At 35.8% G+C, this 21089-nt stretch carries 19 protein-coding genes; 8 read left to right on the top strand and 11 right to left on the bottom strand.

Translation table 11 applies throughout. The annotated features are described in order from the left end of the window. Positions 1-464 precede the first annotated feature (464 nt). A complete protein-coding gene (rny, locus tag KGF34_RS06085) occupies positions 465-2015 on the top strand; it encodes a ribonuclease Y (protein ID WP_022234350.1) in 1551 nt (516 codons plus the stop codon). Here the strand turns inward: rny and KGF34_RS06090 are convergent, their stop codons facing one another. Then, positions 2016-2345: a hypothetical protein gene (locus tag KGF34_RS06090; protein ID WP_252558397.1), complete on the bottom strand. Its 330-nt coding sequence runs from the start codon at positions 2343-2345 to the stop codon at positions 2016-2018. It abuts the gene before it with no gap. 262 nt (positions 2346-2607) lie between these two features. Here KGF34_RS06090 and sigG point away from each other — a divergent pair, with 262 nt between their 5' ends. Next, positions 2608-3393, top strand: a complete 786-nt coding sequence (gene sigG, locus KGF34_RS06095; RefSeq protein ID WP_186935268.1) for an RNA polymerase sporulation sigma factor SigG — start codon at positions 2608-2610, stop codon at positions 3391-3393. 128 nt (positions 3394-3521) lie between these two features. Here the strand turns inward: sigG and KGF34_RS06100 are convergent, their stop codons facing one another. The 10 genes from KGF34_RS06100 to KGF34_RS06145 form a co-directional block, all read right to left on the bottom strand. Beyond that, positions 3522-4250: a hypothetical protein gene (locus KGF34_RS06100; protein ID WP_252558399.1), complete on the bottom strand. Its 729-nt coding sequence runs from the start codon at positions 4248-4250 to the stop codon at positions 3522-3524. A gap of 169 nt (positions 4251-4419) precedes the next feature. Further along, positions 4420-4974, bottom strand: a complete 555-nt coding sequence (locus KGF34_RS06105; protein WP_252558400.1) for a hypothetical protein — start codon at positions 4972-4974, stop codon at positions 4420-4422. Positions 4975-5038: 64 nt separating this feature from the next. After that, positions 5039-5524 (bottom strand): hypothetical protein, encoded by a 486-nt coding sequence (locus tag KGF34_RS06110; RefSeq protein ID WP_252558402.1) that lies wholly within the window; start codon positions 5522-5524, stop codon positions 5039-5041. A 79-nt stretch (positions 5525-5603) separates the two neighbouring features. Next, positions 5604-6110: a hypothetical protein gene (locus tag KGF34_RS06115; RefSeq protein ID WP_252558404.1), complete on the bottom strand. Its 507-nt coding sequence runs from the start codon at positions 6108-6110 to the stop codon at positions 5604-5606. Positions 6111-6143: 33 nt separating this feature from the next. After that, positions 6144-6689 (bottom strand): hypothetical protein, encoded by a 546-nt coding sequence (locus tag KGF34_RS06120; RefSeq protein WP_252558406.1) that lies wholly within the window; start codon positions 6687-6689, stop codon positions 6144-6146. A 92-nt stretch (positions 6690-6781) separates the two neighbouring features. After that, on the bottom strand, positions 6782-6997 hold the full coding sequence (locus tag KGF34_RS06125; RefSeq protein ID WP_252558408.1) for a hypothetical protein: 216 nt from the start codon (positions 6995-6997) through the stop codon (positions 6782-6784). Continuing rightward, complete coding sequence (locus KGF34_RS06130) at positions 6994-8391, bottom strand: hypothetical protein (RefSeq protein WP_252558409.1); 1398 nt, start codon at positions 8389-8391, stop codon at positions 6994-6996. The genes KGF34_RS06125 and KGF34_RS06130 overlap by 4 nt, the downstream gene beginning before the upstream one ends. Before the next feature lie 107 nt (positions 8392-8498). Continuing rightward, on the bottom strand, positions 8499-8987 hold the full coding sequence (locus KGF34_RS06135) for a hypothetical protein (RefSeq protein ID WP_252558410.1): 489 nt from the start codon (positions 8985-8987) through the stop codon (positions 8499-8501). Between the two features lie 14 nt (positions 8988-9001). Continuing rightward, positions 9002-10375 carry a hypothetical protein gene (locus KGF34_RS06140; protein ID WP_252558412.1) on the bottom strand — a complete coding sequence of 458 codons (1374 nt, stop codon included), beginning with the start codon at positions 10373-10375 and terminating at the stop codon, positions 9002-9004. 196 nt (positions 10376-10571) lie between these two features. After that, entirely contained in the window at positions 10572-11057 is a 486-nt protein-coding gene (locus tag KGF34_RS06145; RefSeq protein WP_252558413.1) for a hypothetical protein, read from the bottom strand. A gap of 1133 nt (positions 11058-12190) precedes the next feature. On the opposite strand from KGF34_RS06145, the gene glgB reads away from it, so the two are divergent. The 6 genes from glgB (at position 12191) to KGF34_RS06175 (ending at position 20973) form a co-directional block, all read left to right on the top strand. Continuing rightward, complete coding sequence (gene glgB, locus KGF34_RS06150) at positions 12191-14167, top strand: 1,4-alpha-glucan branching protein GlgB (RefSeq protein ID WP_252558415.1); 1977 nt, start codon at positions 12191-12193, stop codon at positions 14165-14167. A gap of 71 nt (positions 14168-14238) precedes the next feature. Then, positions 14239-15450, top strand: coding sequence for a glucose-1-phosphate adenylyltransferase (locus KGF34_RS06155; protein ID WP_022235298.1), 1212 nt, complete (start codon positions 14239-14241; stop codon positions 15448-15450). Continuing rightward, positions 15440-16549, top strand: coding sequence for a glucose-1-phosphate adenylyltransferase subunit GlgD (gene glgD / locus KGF34_RS06160; RefSeq protein ID WP_252558417.1), 1110 nt, complete (start codon positions 15440-15442; stop codon positions 16547-16549). The genes KGF34_RS06155 and glgD overlap by 11 nt, the downstream gene beginning before the upstream one ends. A gap of 15 nt (positions 16550-16564) precedes the next feature. Then, positions 16565-17992, top strand: a complete 1428-nt coding sequence (glgA, locus tag KGF34_RS06165) for a glycogen synthase GlgA (protein WP_022235300.1) — start codon at positions 16565-16567, stop codon at positions 17990-17992. A gap of 665 nt (positions 17993-18657) precedes the next feature. After that, positions 18658-19581: a S1 RNA-binding domain-containing protein gene (locus KGF34_RS06170; RefSeq protein ID WP_252558419.1), complete on the top strand. Its 924-nt coding sequence runs from the start codon at positions 18658-18660 to the stop codon at positions 19579-19581. A gap of 129 nt (positions 19582-19710) precedes the next feature. Next, positions 19711-20973, top strand: coding sequence for a DNA recombination protein RmuC (locus KGF34_RS06175; protein ID WP_252558420.1), 1263 nt, complete (start codon positions 19711-19713; stop codon positions 20971-20973). Positions 20974-21089 lie beyond the last annotated feature (116 nt).

Here is a 21089-nt window from a genome sequence, read left to right on the forward strand (position 1 = left end):
AACAAATTTCTTATGAATTTTACATAAAAACGAAAATTTTACAAAATTTCTGCATCTTTTACTGCAATTTGACGAACGCTATTGTCAAATTGTCCTGTGAATGTTGCGCTTTTTAATTATTTATTTGCAAAATTGCCATTAATATTCTTGACATTTTTATTAAATTAGGATAAAATACTTATAATACCGTTAGTGCGGTTAAATAGGATTAATGCAAATTTACCTATTTTTTATTAATCAGACTCGTTCAGAGCCGTTATTTATAGATATTTTTTATTTAGTTTTTATAACTTATTAATCGTTATAATATACCTTTGTTGCAAACCACAGCATATAAAAAATATTAAAATTAAATTATTTTTATAAAAATGAAAATTGAATATCTTTACTAACGGCACCGACAAGGCTGTTTGATTGAACTTAAACTTATTATCTAATTAAGAATCAAACAAGGAGGTGTCAGAATGTCGTTATTAGCAATAATATTAATTATTGTTGCGTTGCTTCTCGGTGCGGGCATAGGCATTTTTGCAGGTATAAGCTATCGTAAAAATGTTGCCGAAAAGGAAATCGGAAGTGCAGAAGAAGAGGCAAGAAAAATCGTGTCAGAAGCTATGAAAACAGCCGAAGCCAAAAAGAAAGAGGTTGTTTTAGAAGGCAAGGACGAGGTTCACCGTTTCAGAACCGAGAGCGAAAAAGAAATTGCCGACCGCCGCAAAGAAGTTCAACGCCAGGAAAGACGCATTCAGCAAAAGGAAGAAACCCTCGACAAAAAGCTTGACAACATGGAGCTTAAGGACGAAAAGCTTTCTCGTAAGTTAAAAGACGCTGATGCAAAGCTTGAGGAAATCGAAACACTCAAGAAAAGTCAGTTTGAAATGCTTGAGAAAATTTCCGGCTATACAGCCGAGCAGGCAAAGAGTTACCTGCTTTCACAGCTTGAGGACGAGCTTGCTCATGAGAAATCCGTTAAGATTATGGAATATACGGAGCAGCTTAAGGATGAGGCGGACGAAAAAGCAAGAAACATTATTTCTCTTGCAATTCAGCGACTTGCCGCAGAGCAGGTTGCAGAGGCTACAATTTCCGTAGTTCCTCTTCCGAATGACGAAATGAAGGGCAGAATTATCGGTCGTGAGGGCAGAAACATCAGAGCCATTGAAACACTCACAGGTGTTGATCTTATCATTGACGATACACCGGAAGCAATCACTCTTTCAAGCTTTGAGCCTGTAAGAAGAGAAGTTGCAAGAATTGCTCTTGAAAAACTTATTTCAGACGGCAGAATTCATCCGGCAAGAATCGAAGAAATGATTGAAAAAGCAAGACGAGAAGTTGACGCTACAATCAAGCACGACGGCGAAAGAGCAGTGCTTGAGGCAGGCGTACACAACATTCATCCGGAGCTTGTCAGATTACTCGGCAGACTTCGTTATCGTACCAGCTACGGTCAGAATGTACTTAATCATTCACTTGAAGTTTCATATCTTGCAGGTATGATGGCAAGCGAGCTTGGTATGGATCCGACAATTGCAAAGCGTGCGGGTCTTTTACACGATATCGGTAAGTCAATTGACCACGAGGTCGAAGGAACTCATGTTCAGATCGGTGTAGATTTGGCAAGAAAATACAAAGAACACGATGCGGTTATTCACGCTATTCAGGCTCACCACGGTGATGTTGAGGCAAAGACGGTTGTAGCTTGTCTTGTACAGGCTGCCGACGCACTCTCTGCCGCAAGACCGGGTGCAAGAAGAGAAAATGTAGAAAACTACATCAAGCGTCTTGAAAAGCTTGAAGAAGTTGCATCTTCATTTGAGGGTGTTGAAAGCTCATATGCTATTCAGGCAGGCCGTGAGGTTCGTATTATGGTTAAACCCGAAGTCATAAATGACGAGCGTATGCTTCCGCTTGCAAGAGAAATCTGCAAGAAGATAGAAGAAGAGCTTGAATATCCGGGACAGATTAAGGTTAATATCATAAGAGAGAGCCGAGCTGTCAATTACGCAAAATAATTAAATCAAGAGATACCTTTCGTGGGTATCTCTTTTTTGTTGCGTTGAGTTAAAACGAGTTAAATTATGGTTTAGCAAATTGATTTGCCAATTAATTATAAAAGTTTGGTCGACCTTTTCAAAGGTCGTGGGTGTGGGCAAAGCCCACAAATACTTTCCGTTTATGCAATCTAACGATAGCCAAACAGCAAGCTGTTTGGCGGCTTGAACACAACGGCTAATGCCCTTAAATGCGATAGCAACAAAAAAGCCATTCATTAAACAATAAATAAGCAAATTCTTTTCTAAAAGGCTACCGCCTGTTTTTTCAAACTCAGTGCAAGCACGCAAACAGCGTGGCTGTTTGCTCCTGATAAATTGTTATATCGGAAGATATTATGGGCGCTGCCCATACCCGCAATTTTTGAAAAAATTGAGTAAACTTTTTTGTTCTTTTGCTGATAATTTAGCGTTAGCTAATTTTCAATGCCCGACCGACACTCCGCTAAACAATAATTTATAAACCGCACCGCACAACCTTTTTTATTATAACTGTATTAATCTCCCCTATTATGGCAATACTTATTGTAAGAAATTGCTTGGGGGTAATTTTTTGCAGTATGGTAAAGTTGAAATTTGCGGAGTAAACACATCTAAGCTTAAAGTCCTAAGTGAAAAAGAAAAGAAAGCACTGCTCAACACAATAAAGAACGGCAGTGAACAAGAGCGTAAAAAAGCAAGAGACGCAATGATAAACGGCAACCTGCGCCTTGTACTTTCGGTAATTCAGCGCTTTACAAACCGTGGTGAAAATCCAGATGATTTATTTCAAGTCGGTGTAATCGGACTTATCAAAGCAATTGATAATTTCGACCCGTCACTCGATGTGCGTTTCAGCACCTACGGAGTACCTATGATTATCGGCGAGGTACGAAGATACCTGCGAGATAATAACGCTATCAGAGTATCACGCTCAATGCGTGACACCGCCTATAAGGCTATGCAAATCAAAGAACAGCTCACCAATAAAGAAAACCGAGAGCCGACAGTTGAAGAAATCGCCAAAATAATGGGAGTGCCAAAACACGATGTTGTGCTTGCGCTCGAGGCAATAATTGAACCCGTTTCATTGTACGAGCCTGTTTTTTCGGACGGCAATGACACCATTTATGTTATGGACCAAATTGGTGACAAAAACGACGATACAACCTGGCTTGAAGAAATTGCGGTAAAAGAAGCAATCGCAAACCTTTCCGACCGTGAAAAAAGAATATTGACAATGCGGTTTTTCCGAGGCAAAACTCAAATGGAGGTTGCAAGCGAAATAGGCATTTCACAGGCACAAGTCAGCAGAATAGAAAAAGGCGCACTTGACAGAATCAAGAAAAATATTTTTTAAGCCGTTCAACAAAGATACTCCGCCATCGTTGTAAAGTGGCGGAGTATTACTTAATTATTCTCTTTTTAACACGCAAATCACAAAAAAAGTGACCTGAATTTTAATTATTTCAAGCTAAACCATAGCGTTTACATTTTCTTTATTACTAACTTTTTTACAAAGTTAATAAACAAAACACCGAGTAATGTCAATGAAACAGCACTGATAACATAGAACGAATAAGATATAAAATTATACATAAATATATTTTCTGACATCATATTATCAAAAATTTCATAATTCTTCAAAGCAAGGCCTATCATATAATTCTCCGAAGCAAGGCCTTTCATAATAATATAATACACAAAGAAGATAATATTTGTAATCAGAAATATTACAGCAAAAAATATTGCACTTTTTCTCGCCTTGACATTGGTTTTAATCTCCTTTAATGATATGTTTGCACAATTTTTTAGTATTACCACAAACATAACAACCGCAAACGATGAATTTATTAAATACGAAAAATCAATGTAGGTTTCACTTAAACATGTCACTGATGCGTTAAGCAAATAATATAAAATATCAAAACCTGTTCTTACGGCAAACAAAACACCGATATTTTTAAACACCTTTTTCGCCATAAATTGTGTATCGGTAACCAATATCACCACATAATTATATGCCAGCAGATACACAAACACAAAAGCCGCATTAAATATTAGCATTGGTATTGCAAATTTGAATCCTCCCATAGCAAGTATTCCTATGCACTTCATCCGCAAAAAGCTATGTTCCTCATTATAAAAAATCAGCGATATTAATTCGAGTGCAACCACAATTATAAAAGGTAAGCATTTTTTCAATTTACTGTTCATATTATTCTCCCTCATTCTTATATTTTTTCGTTCAAGCCTAAAGCAAGAAAAATTTTCAATCTCTGCTTTTCTGAATCACGAACGCTCGTCATAACCGGAAACTTGCCAAACATTATCTTCCAATACCCATTGTACCGTACAATTAGAACGATTAGCAATATAGCGACTGTTATCGGTATTTACCACCCCTGACATAAGAATCAGAGGTGGTTTTGTCAAAATAATAATTTTCTCCCAAAATACCGTTTACATCACATTCAACCCATGCAACTCTGTTGCTGTTATAATAATTAGCCAAATAACTGCCATCTCTGTGCCATGTATGTTTCATATCCCATTTTTCTGTCCAATACACAGGAAATCTCCAACTCGGTTTCATAAAATCTATATAAATTTTATCCGTACCGCAGTTTTCCATTTCATTTTTGTAATTATATGTATTTAAAAATTCATAAATTAATGCTTTGGTTTTCTCCTCATTATCGGGACAATTTTGTATTATAAATGCCCTAATCGATTCAGAATTATATTGAAGATCTTTTTCGGTACCGTACGGTGTTAATTTCCTGTCATGAGAATAATCCTCTATTTCAAATATTCTTTCCTTATTAGGATCATTTGTTCTGTGATAAAGCTCAACACGATATGCCAAAAATCCTATAATTGCCAAAACAGAACAAACAGATAATACGATTATTTTTGTTTTAGATTTTTTTATTTTCATTGTAATTCACCTGAAAACTAAGTTTTGTAATTTTATTTTTATCCATATCTATATTTCTTTTTAATTAATATTCCATAGGATTTCGCTCATAATATTCTTCGGCGGCTTTGAATACATCAATTATTGCATTTCCTATTTCTTCCGCCGTAGCATTGGCAGGCAAGTTTATTGACTTTATGCAGCCATTATATCCGCCCTTCTTTTCTCTGCATTTCTCAGATGAATAAACTTCGTAACTTTGGTTTTGATACAACCTAACACTTGCGAGGTTATTATGTTTCCAAAAAGTTATATATCCCTTATACTTAGAACCATTTTTCCAAAATTGTTTAGGCTTTCCTACATACAACGGACTATCCTCAATAGATTTTAATCCTAAAAAAGCTTCAGTTCCTAACTTAGCTACAAGGTTATCTTCTGCTTCACTAACTATTGTTATTTTATCAGAATATGTATTATAACCGGCCTTATGTTCAACTTCTTCAACAATTAAAAATCTTCCCTCTCCTTTATATATTCTTACTGTCCACGGATATGATTGTACACTCATCTTTCTCCTCCTCTGTTTTTCCATTGATTATCAAATGGTACCTTACCACCCCTGACATAACAGTCAGAGGCGGTTTTGTCTAAAAATACTTTTCAAATCTAATTCCGTTAGCATCGCACCGCAGATACGCAACTCTGTTGCTTTCAAAATAATTTGCCAAATAACTGCCATCTCTGTGCCATGTATGTTTCATATCCCATTCTTCTGTCCAATACACAGGAAATCTCCAACTTGGTTTCATAAAATTAACTACAAATTTATCGGTATTATACTTTTTCATTTCATTTTTATAGTCATAGGCGTCTAAAAATTCATAAATTAAATTTTTAGTATCTTCTTCATTATTCGGACAATCTTGTATCATAAAAACACGCACTGATTCAGCATTATAAGGAAGTTCTTTTTCATAATCGTATAATTTTAATTTCCTGTTATGAGCGCAATCCTCTATTTCAAATATTCTTTCCTTATTAGGATCATTTGTTCTGTGATAAAGCTCAACACGATATGCCAAAAATCCTATAATTGCCAAAACAGAACAAACAGATAATACGATTATTTTTGTTTTAGATTTTTTTATTTTCATTGTAATTCACCTGAAAATTAAGTTTTCCTTTTATCACAAATCCCCGTCAAAATCAGATACTCGCCAAACATTATTATCATCCGATTTCCATTGCACCGTATAAGAAAGATCCTTAGCAATATAACTGTCATTCTCATTATTCAGTTGATATCTAACATAACAGCTATAGTTTACTTCCGCAGATTTTAAAGACAATATCTGCGGTTGAATACTCGTAAACTTTGACTCAAAAATTTCCAAATTGTTTTTGTCTGTACAATTCTCCACATACAGATAATTCATATTTTTATAAATTTGCTCCGATACTATATCCTGATATTTGCTTTTTGAGTAATCTCCGTAATTATCGCAAGACTCCTGTACTATGTCATAAGTTAGGTCGGTAAGAGTATTTTCTATATTTTTCCGATGATTAATACAAACCCCAATTCCGACAAAAACAAGAACAAATGCTGTTATTACCGCTGCAACCTTTATTTTTCCTTTTTTATCCAGTGCTTTTAATTTTCTGAAACTGTTTAATAAATCATCAAGAGGGGTACTGTTATATGGAACTATTGTTGAAAAAGGACCAACCACTAAAACTTCCCAAAATAATTTGAAGCAAATATAAAACAGCAATAATAAGCTACACAATTGCGGTATATTAATAAACAAGAAAATATACCATATCAAAAAAGCAGATCAATCAACCTATTTACCCATATTATTTTGCCTTTAAGTTTTAAAGTTGCTTTGCAATTAGGGCATTCTTTTTCTTTCCAAAAATTTGTATAAAACCCTTTTTTATACCAACTGATACATTCTTCTCCGCAAACAGGACATTTAGTTTTTTTAGATAATAAATCTATAATTTTATCTTCCAACATATCCATCTCTTTTTTCATTTAATTTCAAGCATTTTTTGAGCAAAATTTATCATATAATCTGTATTGATTTCTTGATTTACTTTATTTTCATTTTCTGTAAAGTCACCGTTCGCATATCTTTCTATGTATGGATTTATAAAATCAGAATCATACTTTTTAAGATAATCACAACCGTACTCAAAGTAATTCCATTCGCCGTCAGAAATTAAAGTTTCGAGCATTGCTGTAAGCACCTTGTTTTCGCTTTGGCTCTTTATATTCTCGGTCTTAATCGCATATCTTTGGTCACCGTCAAAGAAAAACAAGCCAAAATTTTCGAGCCTTTGCACATTACACTCCAAATAGTCCGTTGACTCCGTATATTCCGTTTCAACGGGAACAAGCTCACAATAATAATTCGAGTCCTCGTCAAACGGCATAAAGTATGTAAATGTCTTTATACGGTCTTTTCCGTTTTTTACAGTAACAGAACCTAAATTCAGCACACGCTTTTCATCGTGTTCATAAGAAGAAAATCTGCTTAACGGAGTTACACACGTATCCGTTCTGAAATCCTTTACTGTTTCATTTGTATTTGAATAGGTGGTATCTGAACTTGAAATGATACTGCTCGGAATAATCTCATACAAATCTATCGGATAAGCTATGTATTTTACAACATACAATATTCCCGTTAAAAACAAAACCGCCCATAAACGGGTTATTATTTTAGCAAAACCGACATTGCTTTTACTTTTTATAAGTCCGCATTTTTCGACTGAAAAATAAAAATACAAAAAGCAAATAATATTCAATGCGCAAATAAAAATCAGCCTTGAAACCTCAAGTATAAAGCCGATATTTTCAGTGTATGCAACCCTCACATTTGCAACGACTGTATATTTTTCAACTATATAAGCAAAACCGTTATACTGAAACATACAATATATTGCAAGCAAAGCTACAATCACAAAAGTTGCTATAAAAAACGGTATTGTCCCTTTAATCGGGCAAAATCTAAATTTACCGTCTGAAATAAAGTCCGATATAAGCCACAATGTAAAAAACAGAAAAACTACCTCGATAATGCAAGCCGCAAAAGTAAAAACATAATCATTAAAAAAGTAATAAATAATATAGTTTGCCACATCTGCCATAAGTCTTACACTTGCAAAACTTAATATTAATCCTACGGGACTACGCATAAAAAACGAGTAAAACTTTCCAAAACAGTAATACGAAAACATTGTATATACAGATAAAAAATAAATTGCATAATAAACTAATCTAAAAATTATATCTCCGGCATTTATATGCTCTACAATATATGTTGTACAAATAAAGCCCTTGTAATACGGAGTCCATAGAAACATCAATATTTCCAATGCAACTAACAGTATACAGCCGCTGATTTTTGAATAATATTTTTTCATTTTATCTTCCTCTCCGAAAAGCATTATTCTCAATAATAAATATTCAAGTGAAGCATATTTCCATCATTTTTTAGCATATCATTTTCTTTTCATAAACTCTCATTTTATCACGGAGGATCATCAAAATCTGATACTCGCCAGACATTATCATCATTTAATTTCCATTGCACCGTACAGGTAGATTTGCCATAGCTATAGCCCTCCTCACCTTTTACAGAAAATTTAATCTCATAAGTATATTTCGACTCAGCTGTATCTAAGAAAAAAATTAAGGTATTTACTTTAGATTGATTTGATACATATATGATAAATTCATCTCGATTATCATAGGAACCCCCGCGAAGATAATTCATACTGCTATAAATGTTTTCCGGTACTATATCCTGATATTTGCTTTTCGAGTAATCACCGTAAGTATCATAAGATTCCTGTACTATATCATAAGTTAGGTCACTAAGATAATTTGATATTTTTATCAAGTGATTAATGTAAACTCCTGTTCCAACAGTGATAAAAACAACTGCCGTTGTTACTGTTGTTACTATTATTTTTTTCTTTTTATTATTGGTTTTTAGTTTTTCTTTATCTTCCAGCATATCCATCTCTTTTTTTATTTAATTTCAAGCATTTTTTGAGCAAAATTTATCATATAATCTGTATTGATTTCTTGATTTACTTTATTTTCATTTTCTGTAAAGTCACCGTTTGCATATCTCTCTATGTATGGATTTATAAAATCCGAATCATACTTTTTAAGATAATCACAACCGTACTCAAAGTAATCCCAATATCCACAAGTAATCATATACTCTAAAAAATTTGTTATAACCTCATTCTCATTTTGATTTTTAATATCATCAAAGGCTATGACATAAGGGGTATCGTTTTTTGCATAAGCTATATATTGATTTGAAAAGAATAACACTTCTTGATCTTGTATTTTAATTGATGCGCCTGAATTTGAATTGTTTATGTTATTCTGCTCTTTATTTATGTATTCATAATCGAAAAAATTATTTAGCTTAAAATCGAGTAATTCTTCGTCATGATATTTTATTTTAACATCTGTATTTTCGTATGATAATATCTGCGATGAATTACCATTTACCCTATATATTTGTTTATAAACAAAGCTATTAGAAATTAAATTTGGTAATCCAATGTAGCAATCAGATGATCTTTCCGGTATTTTTGCAATAGTACCCACATTTGAGATACAGATTTTAATAAACAATAATACAAATATTGCTATAAAAGCTATTATTGTTCGTGCAATAATATTTAAAAATATTTTTGACCAATATAAATCTGCGTCAAAATTATTTGCATATAGATTATTAAGTATTATTACAAGAAGTAGTTGTAAAATGATTGCCGCAAACATTCTTAACAACTGTGAATTAAAGTTATAATTCATACTTTTAAAAAGATAAAATGATGAATCAATTGTATATTTTTCTGCATACATTTGCAAATTTATAAATATATAGATTAAATAAGAAACAACTATAGCCACAACTAAAACATACAATAACAATATAACTACTATAGATTTATCTTTGCCCTTAATTTTACCATATATATCTTTTAATAAATTTCTGCCGGTATAAGCAAATGTAATAATTTGGAATATAATTACAAAAAATACGCAATCCGTTAATAAGCTATATATAGATTTAATCTCTGTACTTTTGAAAATATAACAGCCAATATCAAGTATAACTCTTATGAATAAAAGAGCAAAAAAAGATATTACTATTTGCTTTTTATACAGTAAAAAAGTTTTCTTAGCAAAGCCCAATATAACAAATGCACTGAATGAAAAAAAGAATACAGTAAATAAAACAATTGACCATATTAAATTATTTAAAGGATAAACCGGTAAAATCGATTTTGAATAAGGTGTCGATAAGAATACAACTAATTCAAGCAGAGTAATTAATATCCCCATAAAGCAAATATTTTTATTTATTATTTTTCGCATAACTATACACACCATTTCAAATTATTATCAGTTATAAAATCATCAAAAAAAGCACGATGTTTATTAGAAACTTTGCAAGTAGTATTGAATTGTTATCTGTACCGTAATTAAAAAACTGAACACTTTACACTCTTTGTTTTTCTGTTAATTACCACCCCTGACATAACAATCAGAGGTGGTAGTTCTATACACCTAATCAATATTCCATAGGATTTTGCTCGTAATATTCTTCGGCGGCTTTGAATACATCAATTATTGCATTTCCTATTTCTTCCGCCGTAGCATTGGCAGGCAAGTTTATTGACTTTATGCAGCCATTATATCCGCCCTTTTTTTCTCTAAATTTTTCAGTTGCACAAACTTTATAACTTCCGTCTTCATACAAATCTACATATGTTAAAAGATTATGTTTCCAAAAGGTTATATAGCCTTTATACTTAGAACCCTTTTTCCAAAAATCTTTAGGTAAACCCACATACAACGGACTGTTCTCAATAAATTTAAATGCTAAAAAAACTTCATCTCCCAACTTAGTTTCAAGGCTATTTACATCTTCACTAATTACAGTAACTTCATCCGCTTTTGTTCTATAGCCACCTTCATGCTTGACCCCTTTTGTTATTAAAAATCTTCCCTCTCCCTTATATATTGATGCTACCCATGGATAAGGTTGTACACTCATCTTTCTCCTCCTTTGTTTTTCCATTGATTATCAAATGGTACCTTACCACCCCTGACATAAGAATCAGAGGTGGTTTTGTCAAAATAATAATTTTATCACGGAGGAGAATCAAAATCTGATACTCGCCAAACATTATCATCATCTAATTTCCAATATACTGTCGGTGAAGTTTCCCCACCGGAGCTATGATCTTCGTTTTTTCTTATATAATAACATTTTTCCTTATAGAACGATTTGGCTGTATTTCCGGGTAAAACTAATGTTATGGGATTTGTATGATAACATTCAGTTATATGATAATTACTGCCATCGCCCTCCCCAGGTCCCGGCAAAATATTCATAATGCTATAAATGTTTTCCGGTACTATATCCTGATATTTGCTTTTCGAGTAATCACCGTAAGTATCATAAGATTCCTGTACTATATCATAAGTTAGGTTACTAAGATAATTTGAGATTTTTATCTGATTATATATATATACTCCGATTATAATAATTGCAATTATACCTACAATTGTACCTATAATTTTTATATTTTTTTATTTTTTTTATTTTTTTTATTTATCATTCTTCATCTCCTCATCCTAATTTTATTGTGTGTGCAATTGTACTAAAACAAATTCGTATCACCTCACCACTATTTATTCAATTAGCAATAAACAGAATTGTTTATTATTGCTGTTTTATTGTCTATTGTTGTATTAATATACTATAAAAAATAATATTTGTAAATACCTTTTTTCAATATATTTACTTCAGAAAATCTATGCACATTTTTATAGTTATGTACAGCTCACAAAACATATAAAATAAATTTGATTTTTACATTTTAATAAAATTAACTTGATTTATTTATAAAAAAACTATTTTTATGTAAAATTATGTTCCTTATGGGAATTTTGAGAGGTTATTTATAAAATTTACACGAAAATATTGTGTAAAAATTTTCAAATTTGCTTGAAAACAACATATTTATTTGGTATTATATATTATAGGAATATAGAAGCAGTTTTAATTGGTATTCTTATACAAGAAGTTTTTATAATTAACAGTGATTATCAAACAATCCGCATTATTCGGAATGGTTGACTGTCGATTGGGTGATTCGGCAGTCATAATAAGGAGTTGAATATATGAAGTATGTCTTTAATGATGAGCGTTCTCCGCTGCGACTGTTTTCTGACGGTGACGCTGTTCGTGCTTACGACTTTCTCGGCGCTCATTTTATAAATTTAGACGGCAGAAACGGTGTAATTTTCAGAGTATGGGCGCCAAACGCAATTACAGTTTCTCTTGTCGGTGATTTTAACAATTGGAATCAAAAAGCTAATTATATGTATAAAATCGGCGGCGGTGTATGGGAACTGTTTATTGAAAATCTCAATGAATTTGCCGTATATAAATTCTGTATAGAAACCGTTGACCACACAAACATTTTAAAATCGGATCCGTTTGCTTTTCATTGTCAGACAAGACCCGAAAATGCCTCTATGGTATTTAATACAAATCAATATGTATGGCATGACAGCTATTGGATGGAAAATCGTCAGAATACATCTTCACCCGACAAGCCGATGAATATATATGAAATTCACGCAGGCTCGTGGAAAAAATATCCTGACGGCAATTACTTTAACTATCAAAAAATGGCAGATGAGCTTATTCCTTATTTAAAGGAAATGAACTACACTCATGTTCAGCTTATGCCGCTTATGGAATATCCGTATGACCCAAGCTGGGGCTATCAGACAACAGGATACTTTGCCGCAACCTCCCGTTACGGTACGCCGTGTGACCTTATGGCTCTCATTGACCGCTGTCATATGGAGGGAATCGGCGTTATTATGGAAATTGTACCGTCAAACTTTCCTAAGGACGATTACGGACTTTATAAATTTGACGGCACCTGCCTTTACGAGGACAACAATCCTAAAAAAGGTCAGCGTGACAGTTGGGGCACTTGCCTCTTTAATTTCCAGCGCTATGAGGTAATCAGCTTTTTGATTTCGGCTGTAATGTTCTGGTTCGACAAATACCACATTGACGGTATGCGAATCGGTGCGGTTTCTTCTATGCTTTACCTTGACTACGGCAAAAAGGACGGCGAATGGGTACCTAACCGCTTTGGCGGCAACGAAAACCTTGAGGCAATCGACTTTATCAAGCGTTTGAACAAGGCAGTACATATGTATCACCCGTCGGCTCTTACATTTGCCGAGGAAAACACTTCGTGGCCAAAACTTACCCTGCCTATTGAGGAGGGCGGACTCGGATTTGACTACAAATGGAATATGGGTTGGATGAACGATACTCTCCACTATATGTCGCTTGACCCGTTGTGGCGACCGTTTAACCACGATAACCTTACATTCAGCTTTTTCTATGCTTTTTCAGAGAGATTCATTCTTCCTATTTCTCACGATGAAGTCGCTCACGGCAAAGGCTCGCTTATCAGCAAAATGCCGGGTGACTATGACAGCAAGTTTGCAGGCGTAAGAACATTTATTACATATATGTACGCTCATCCCGGTAAAAAGCTTTTATTTATGGGCTGCGAAATAGGACAGTTTGATGAATGGGATTCCGACTCGGGTATTCAGTGGGATCTTCTTAAGTTTGAAAAACATAATGCTCTATATACATTCTTTAAAGCAATAAATAAATTTTATATTGAACATAAGCCGCTTTATGAGCTTGACAATACTCCGAAAGGCTTTGAATGGATACACCGTAACGACTACACTCAAAGCGTTATTGCTTTCAGAAGAACCGACTCAGACGGCAACGAAATCATTGCAGTCTGCAATTTTCAGCCGACCGTTCACGAAAACTATATGATAGGTGTTCCCCGCTTTGGCGAATATGAGGAAATATTTAATTCCGACTTAACCGAATTTGGCGGAACAGGTGTATCAAATACAGGCACTCTTACCACGGTGCCGATGAAAATTCACGGTTACAAGCAGGGACTTTCACTTACCCTGCCGCCGCTCGGTGTAATTTATCTTAAATGTACAAAGGAACTTGAAAATCCCGAAGGCAACACCGAAAAGCCGAGAAAAACCGTTGTTCTCAATTCCGAAACCGTAAAGGCAGAGGAATTAAAATAAATATACTTATAATTGTAGGACAGTATGCTCACACTCTGCCCTACTCTTAAATAATCTCTGGAGGTAGAAAAATGTTCCCTAAGAAGGAAGTAGTTGCAATGCTTCTTGCCGGCGGACAAGGTTCCCGTCTTGGCGTTTTAACAAGAAAAATTGCAAAACCTGCCGTTCCATTCGGCGGAAAATATCGAATTATTGACTTTCCACTATCAAACTGCGTAAATTCAGGCATCGAAGCTGTTGGTATTCTCACACAGTATCAGCCGCTTGTTCTTAACGAATACATAGGCAACGGTCAGCCGTGGGATCTTGACGGTATGCACTCGGGTGTAAACTGCCTAAGTCCGTATCAGGCTGTTGACGGTGCAGATTGGTACTCAGGTACTGCAAACGCAATTTTCCAGAATATTAACTACATTGACCGCTATGACCCCGAATATGTTGTTGTTTTGTCAGGCGACCATATCTACAAAATGGACTACAACAAAATGCTTGAATACCACAAAGAAAAGAATGCGGCTTGTACTATAGCTGTTATAGATGTACCTCTTGAAGAGGCGTCAAGATTCGGTATTCTCAACACACACGAGGACGGCGAAATTTACGAATTTGATGAAAAGCCCGAAAAGCCAAAAAGCACACACGCATCAATGGGTATCTACATTTTCAGCTACAAAGAGTTAAGAAAATACCTCATTGAAGATGACGAAAACAAAAACTCAAGCCATGACTTTGGTAAAGATGTTCTTCCCGCAATGCTCAACGCAGGCGAGCGTATGTTTGCATATCCGTTTGAGGGTTATTGGAAAGATGTCGGAACAATCGACAGTCTTTGGGAAGCTAATATGGATCTTCTCGACCCTAATGTTACACTTGACTTAAAGGATATTTATTCAAGAAATCCAATGATGCCGCCACACTTTGTATCTAATGACGCAGTTATTCAGAATTCACTTGTTGCAGACGGCTGTAATGTTTACGGTAATCTTGAGTTTTCTATTCTTTTCTCGGGCGTTACTATCGGAAAAGGCGCTACAATCAACTCTTCTATCATTATGCCTGGTGCGGTAATTGAAGAGGGCGCTACAGTTCAGTTTGCAATTATTGCAGAAAATACAGTTGTTCGCAAGAATGCGGTTGTAGGCGCAAAACCTGAGGACTGTGCTAACAGAGATGACTGGGGCATTGCCGTAGTCGGCGAAAACGCTATAATTGACGAGGGCGCAGTTGTGAAACCAAAGGAAATGATTGACAGATGCACGGAGGTAAAAGCAAATGAGATGTAATAATGTTTTGGGACTTATTTTTGCAGGCACTCTTGACGAAAAAATGCCTGACCTCACCTCATCACGCACAATGGCAAGCGTTCCTATCGGGGGCAAATACAGAATAATTGACTTTGTTCTTTCTAATATGTCAAATTCAGGTATCAACAATGTAGGCGTAGTTGCCACAAAGAACTATCTTTCTCTTGCCGATCACCTCGGCTCGGGTTCTGCTTATGACCTTTCAAAGAGAAGAAGTCAGCTTACATTGCTCACACCTTATAACGGCAGTTCTTTCTCAAGCTATCCCGAAACCATTTATAATATGCACGGATACATTGAAAACAGCCGTGAGGAATATGTATTGCTCTCACCGGGCAATATTATTTCTAATTTTGACTGCACAGACCTTTTTGATTTTCACACCAAAAAGAATGCAGACATTACCGTAATTTACAACAAGATGGTTGTACCGTCAGGCTACGACCGTCCTATGACAATCAGCGTTGACGATAACGGCAGAGTAAACAGACTTTTTCTCAATCCGCAAAAGACAAATACTGTTGAAAATGTAGTATTCGGTGCAATACTCCTGAAAAAAGATCTCCTTATGCAGGAAATAAATCAGGCTCTCGCCGTAAATCAGAAAGACATTAAAAATATTATTCAGGCTGCCGTCGGCAAATACAATGTTTACGGCTTTGAAGATAAAGGTTATACAGCGGCAATTACTTCTAATCAGGATTACTTCAATTTCAATATGGATTTAATCAAAAAAGAAGTAAGAGATGCTCTCTTTAATCCACAGCGTCCGATTTACACAAAGGTCAGAGATGACGCTCCGTCACGCTACGGTCTTACAAGCAGTGTCAAAAATTCAATTATTGCTCAAGGCTGTGTAATCAACGGTGAGGTTGAGAACTGTGTTATTTCTAAGGGTGTATATATCGGCGAGGGTGCTAAAGTAAGCAACTCAATAATTATGCAAGATACAAAAATCGGTTGCAATACCAACCTGAATTATGTTATCATAGATAAGGATGTTAAAATTCAGGATGGTCGTTCACTTATGGGATATGACTCCTATCCTGTATATATAGCAAAAAAATCTGTAGTTTAATGGAGGTAAAATCAAATGAGAATTTTATATTGTGCATCTGAAGCAAATCCGTTTTGCGGTAGCGGCGGACTTGCAGATGTTGCAGGAAGTCTGCCACACACACTTTGCAGAAAGGGTCAGGACTGCAGAATTGTAGTTCCGCTTTACGGCACAATTCCGCAGGAGCTTAGAAATTCACTAAATTTCATTACAAACTTTACCGTACCTGTTGCATGGCGTCATCAGTATTGCGGACTTTTCTGGGCAAGATGGCACGACTGTACATATTATTTCATTGACAATGAATACTATTTCAAGCGTGGTACACTTTACGGTCACTATGACGATGCCGAGAGATTTGCATTCTTCTCAAGAGCAATTCTCGAAATGCTCCCATACATTGACTTCCATCCTGATATTATTCACTGTAATGACTGGCAGACAGCACTTGTACCTGTTTACTACTATCTGTTCTATTCACACAGACCATGGTATCACAATATCAAGAGCCTGTTTACAATTCACAATATTCAGTATCAGGGTGAATACGGCTGGGAAGTTAATACAGAATGTGTAGGTATTCCTGCCAATGAAACAAAAATTCTTGAGATGAACGGCAAACTCAATATGATGAAGGGCGCTATTGAAACAGCAACAAGAGTTTCAACAGTATCTCCAAGCTATGCGGCTGAAATTAAAGACCCATGGTTCAGCTGGGGACTTCACGACGAACTTAACCTCCGTCACTATAAACTTTGCGGTATTAAAAATGGTATTGATACCGAAAGCTATAATCCTGAAACAGACTATCAGATCTATCGTAACTACTCTAAGGACGATATGAGCGGCAAGGGTGAGTGTAAGAGAGCACTTCAGGAGCGTCTTTGCCTTGAACAGCGCTGGGATGTACCAATGGTTGGTATGGTAACAAGACTTGTAGGTCATAAGGGACTTGACCTTGTAAGAATGGGACTTGAAGAGCTTATGAATACCGAGAATATGCAGTTTGTAATTCTCGGCTCGGGTGATAAGGAATACGAGGACTACTTTAACTATATGCAGGCAAAATATCCGGGCAGACTTTGCTTCTGTCACGGTTTTGTACCTGAACTTGCAAGAAAGATTTATTCAGGTGCTGATATATTCCTTATGCCGTCTGCTCAGGAGCCATGCGGCCTTGCACAGATGATTGCTCTCCGTTACGGTACAATTCCTGTTGTTCGTGAAGTTGGCGGACTTAAAGACTCTGTATTTGACAGTGCAGACAACTACGGTAACGGCTTTACATTCAAGAACTACGATACGGCAGATATGGTAAATGCCGTAAGAAGAGCTTTGTGGGGTATTCATGATGACGCAGGCTGGCATCAGCTTATGTGGCGTGCAATGATGAGCGACAACAGTTGGGATCGTTCGGCTAACGACTACATCAATGTATATAACGATACTCTTAATTGGGCATAATTTTTAAATTTAAACCTTTTCCCTCTCTGAAAAATCGGAGAGGGATTTTTTCTTTATCAAACATTGGGGTAAATTATGGTTTAGCGGAGTGTCGGTCGGGCATTGAAATTTAGCTAACGCTAAATTATCCTCCCAAAAAAGTTTACTCAATTTTTTCAAAAATTGCGGGTATGGGCAGCGCCCATAACATCTTCCGATATAACAATTTATCAGGCGCAAACAGCCACGCTGTTTGCGTGCTAAAACTAAGTTTGTTAAAACAGGCGACAGCATATTATAAAAGAAATGATTAACTTTTCATTATATATCTAATGGCTTTCTTGTTGCTATCGCATTTAAGGGCTTTTGCCGTTGTGTTCAAGCCGCCGAACTGCAAGCTGTTTGGCTATCGTTAGATTGCGTAAACGGAAAGTATTTGTGGGCTTTGCCCACACCCACAACCTTTGAAAAGGTTGACCAAACTTTTATAATCGTGACTGATAATTTAATCTTGCTCAAATTTTATTGCCCGATTAATATTCTGTAAAATTTTCTTTCGGTTATATTTTTTATTGCAAAATCATACTAATATTTGTAACCAAATATGCTTACTGAAAAGTCAGCCATACGCTGACATTGCGACAAACAGAAATCAGTAGCGCAATAAAATTAACGGAGGCTGTAAAATGTCAGAATATTTACCCGAAGGAAAACTCATTTTAACACAGGATAATATCAACACGCTCCACAGCTTTTCTTTATTAAGTGACGCAAAAAAGGAAGGAAAAATTCTTGAGGCAAGGGCCTGCGTTTGTGATGCAGAACATAATCTTATTGTTGACCTCGGCATAATGAAAGGAATTATCCCCCGTGAAGAAGGTGCAATCGGTATCCGTGAAGGTACGGTGCGTGATATTGCGGTAATTTCAAGAGTAAACCGCCCTGTATGTTTTATCATCACCGACTTTGCCGTTGATGAAAACGGAGAACGCTTTGCAGTTCTTTCAAGAGAAAAGGCACAACAACGCTGTATGAAAAATTACATTTCTCACCTTGTCTGCGGTGATGTAATTGATGCTCGTATCACCCACCTCGAAAACTTCGGTGCATTTGCCGATATTGGGTGCGGAATTGTGGCTCTTATGCCGATCGATACAATTTCCGTATCACGAATAGAACATCCACGGGAAAGATTCACGGTCGGAATGGACATCAGAGCTGTAATAAAATCCATCGAAAACGGCAGAATAAGCCTAAGCCATAAGGAACTTCTCGGCACTTGGGAAGAAAACGCAAACAACTTTTGTGCAGGCGAAACCGTTGCGGGAATTGTACGCAGTGTAGAAAACTACGGTGCGTTTGTAGAACTTGCCCCTAACCTTGCAGGACTTGCAGAAAGTAAGGACGGCGTAAAAGCAGGTCAGCAGGCAAGCGTTTACATAAAAAGCATCATTCCCGAAAAAATGAAAATTAAAATCATCATCATTGACACTTTTGATTACAAATACAATCCGCAAAAACCTAAGTATTACTGCAACGGCAATCATATCGACAGATTCTTATATTCCCCCGAGGGTTGCAGTAAACTTGTGGAAACGGTATTTAATTGAATTTATAACCATATCACAGCAGACTGTCAGTTTGGCAGTCTGTTTTTGCATAATTTATAAAACATTCGTTTGACTTTTTAGCCTTGAAATGCTAATATATTAGTATAAATTGAATAAGGAAGTGTAAAAATGCAAACGGCACTTGATATTATTATAATTGTTTTGCTTGTTATTGCAGTTGTTATGCTCGGCATTGTTATCCTTAATCAGCTAAAAAAAGCATCGGACAACAGCAACAGTGAAGAATTTAAAAGACTTGAGCAAACTATCCGTAACGAACAATCGGCATTGCGACAGGAGCTTACTTCATCAACTCAAATGTCAGTAAAAAATCTCGGTGATATGATTGCCGCAAGTCAGAATGCATACGCAATCAGCCAGAGTAAGAGCCTTGCTCAACTTGAGGAAAGATTAAAAACATTTTCGCTGACCAACGAACAACAGCTTGATAATATAAGGCACTCTGTTGAAAACCGACTTAATTATATTCAAGAAGATAACAATAAAAAACTTGAAGAAATGCGAAAAACCGTTGATGAGCGTTTACAGCAATCCATAGAAGAAAAAATGAACCGCTCATTTTCACTTGTCAATGAGCGACTTGAGCAGGTTTATAAAGGTCTTGGAGAAATGCAAAGCCTTGCCGTCGGTGTGGGCGACCTCAAAAAAGTCCTTTCAAATGTGAAAACACGAGGTATTCTCGGAGAAATTCAATTATCCGCAATTTTAAGCGAAATTCTCTCGCCCGAGCAGTACGAAGAAAATGTCGCCACAAAAAAAGGTTCAAAAAATGTAGTTGAATTTGCAGTCAAACTTCCCTCCGACGATGATAAATTTATTTATCTGCCTATTGACTCTAAATTCCCGGGTGATACCTATGCGGCTTTGCGTGACGCCATTGACGAGGGCGACAAAATAAAAATTGACCTTGCCGCAAAAGCGCTTATCACAAGAATAAAAAGTGAAGCAAAGGATATTCACGATAAATACATAGATCCCCCCTACACCACCGAATTTGCAATTATGTTTTTGCCTTTCGAGGGATTGTACAGTGAAGCAGTAAACCGAGGTCTTGTTGAAATTTTACAGCGTGATTACAAGGTAAACATCGCAGGCCCGAGCACTATGGCGGCATTACTCAATTCATTGCAAATGGGCTTTAAAACTCTTGCCGTGCAAAAAAGAAGTGCCGAAGTATGGGAAATTTTAGGCGCAGTAAAACAGGAATTTGACAAATTCGGAGATGTGCTTGAGGCAACTCAACAAAGACTTGATCAAGCAAATAAGGAACTTGACAAACTCGTAGGTGTGCGTACAAGACAAATTCAGCGAAAACTCAAAGATGTACAGACTCCTGCCAAAGAATTATCCGAAAAAATATTTGATGCCTAAAAATAAAGCGTACACCAAAACGGTGTACGCTTTTTCAGCATAAAATGACATTTTTACTTGAAAACAATTGCAAAGTATAGTAATATATAATTATCAGAATTGGAATGGTAATTGCA

The sequence above is a fragment of the Ruminococcus sp. FMBCY1 genome (assembly GCF_023921805.1).
In the GTDB taxonomy this organism is placed as follows: domain Bacteria; phylum Bacillota; class Clostridia; order Oscillospirales; family Acutalibacteraceae; genus Ruminococcoides; species Ruminococcoides intestinale_A.

What these genes read in the sequence shown, in the direction of transcription:
- KGF34_RS06135 (WP_252558410.1), bottom strand. Translation starts at nt 8,987, where the DNA reads ATGCTGGAAGATAAAGAAAAACTAAAAACCAATAATAAAAAGAAAAAA.
- KGF34_RS06105 (WP_252558400.1), bottom strand. Translation starts at nt 4,974, where the DNA reads ATGAAAATAAAAAAATCTAAAACAAAAATAATCGTATTATCTGTTTGT.
- KGF34_RS06130 (WP_252558409.1), bottom strand. Translation starts at nt 8,391, where the DNA reads ATGAAAAAATATTATTCAAAAATCAGCGGCTGTATACTGTTAGTTGCA.
- KGF34_RS06115 (WP_252558404.1), bottom strand. Translation starts at nt 6,110, where the DNA reads ATGAAAATAAAAAAATCTAAAACAAAAATAATCGTATTATCTGTTTGT.
- KGF34_RS06140 (WP_252558412.1), bottom strand. Translation starts at nt 10,375, where the DNA reads ATGCGAAAAATAATAAATAAAAATATTTGCTTTATGGGGATATTAATT.
- rny (WP_022234350.1), top strand. Translation starts at nt 465, where the DNA reads ATGTCGTTATTAGCAATAATATTAATTATTGTTGCGTTGCTTCTCGGT.
- glgB (WP_252558415.1), top strand. Translation starts at nt 12,191, where the DNA reads ATGAAGTATGTCTTTAATGATGAGCGTTCTCCGCTGCGACTGTTTTCT.
- KGF34_RS06145 (WP_252558413.1), bottom strand. Translation starts at nt 11,057, where the DNA reads ATGAGTGTACAACCTTATCCATGGGTAGCATCAATATATAAGGGAGAG.
- glgA (WP_022235300.1), top strand. Translation starts at nt 16,565, where the DNA reads ATGAGAATTTTATATTGTGCATCTGAAGCAAATCCGTTTTGCGGTAGC.
- KGF34_RS06170 (WP_252558419.1), top strand. Translation starts at nt 18,658, where the DNA reads ATGTCAGAATATTTACCCGAAGGAAAACTCATTTTAACACAGGATAAT.
- KGF34_RS06155 (WP_022235298.1), top strand. Translation starts at nt 14,239, where the DNA reads ATGTTCCCTAAGAAGGAAGTAGTTGCAATGCTTCTTGCCGGCGGACAA.
- glgD (WP_252558417.1), top strand. Translation starts at nt 15,440, where the DNA reads ATGAGATGTAATAATGTTTTGGGACTTATTTTTGCAGGCACTCTTGAC.
- KGF34_RS06175 (WP_252558420.1), top strand. Translation starts at nt 19,711, where the DNA reads ATGCAAACGGCACTTGATATTATTATAATTGTTTTGCTTGTTATTGCA.
- KGF34_RS06100 (WP_252558399.1), bottom strand. Translation starts at nt 4,250, where the DNA reads ATGAACAGTAAATTGAAAAAATGCTTACCTTTTATAATTGTGGTTGCA.
- KGF34_RS06110 (WP_252558402.1), bottom strand. Translation starts at nt 5,524, where the DNA reads ATGAGTGTACAATCATATCCGTGGACAGTAAGAATATATAAAGGAGAG.
- KGF34_RS06125 (WP_252558408.1), bottom strand. Translation starts at nt 6,997, where the DNA reads ATGAAAAAAGAGATGGATATGTTGGAAGATAAAATTATAGATTTATTA.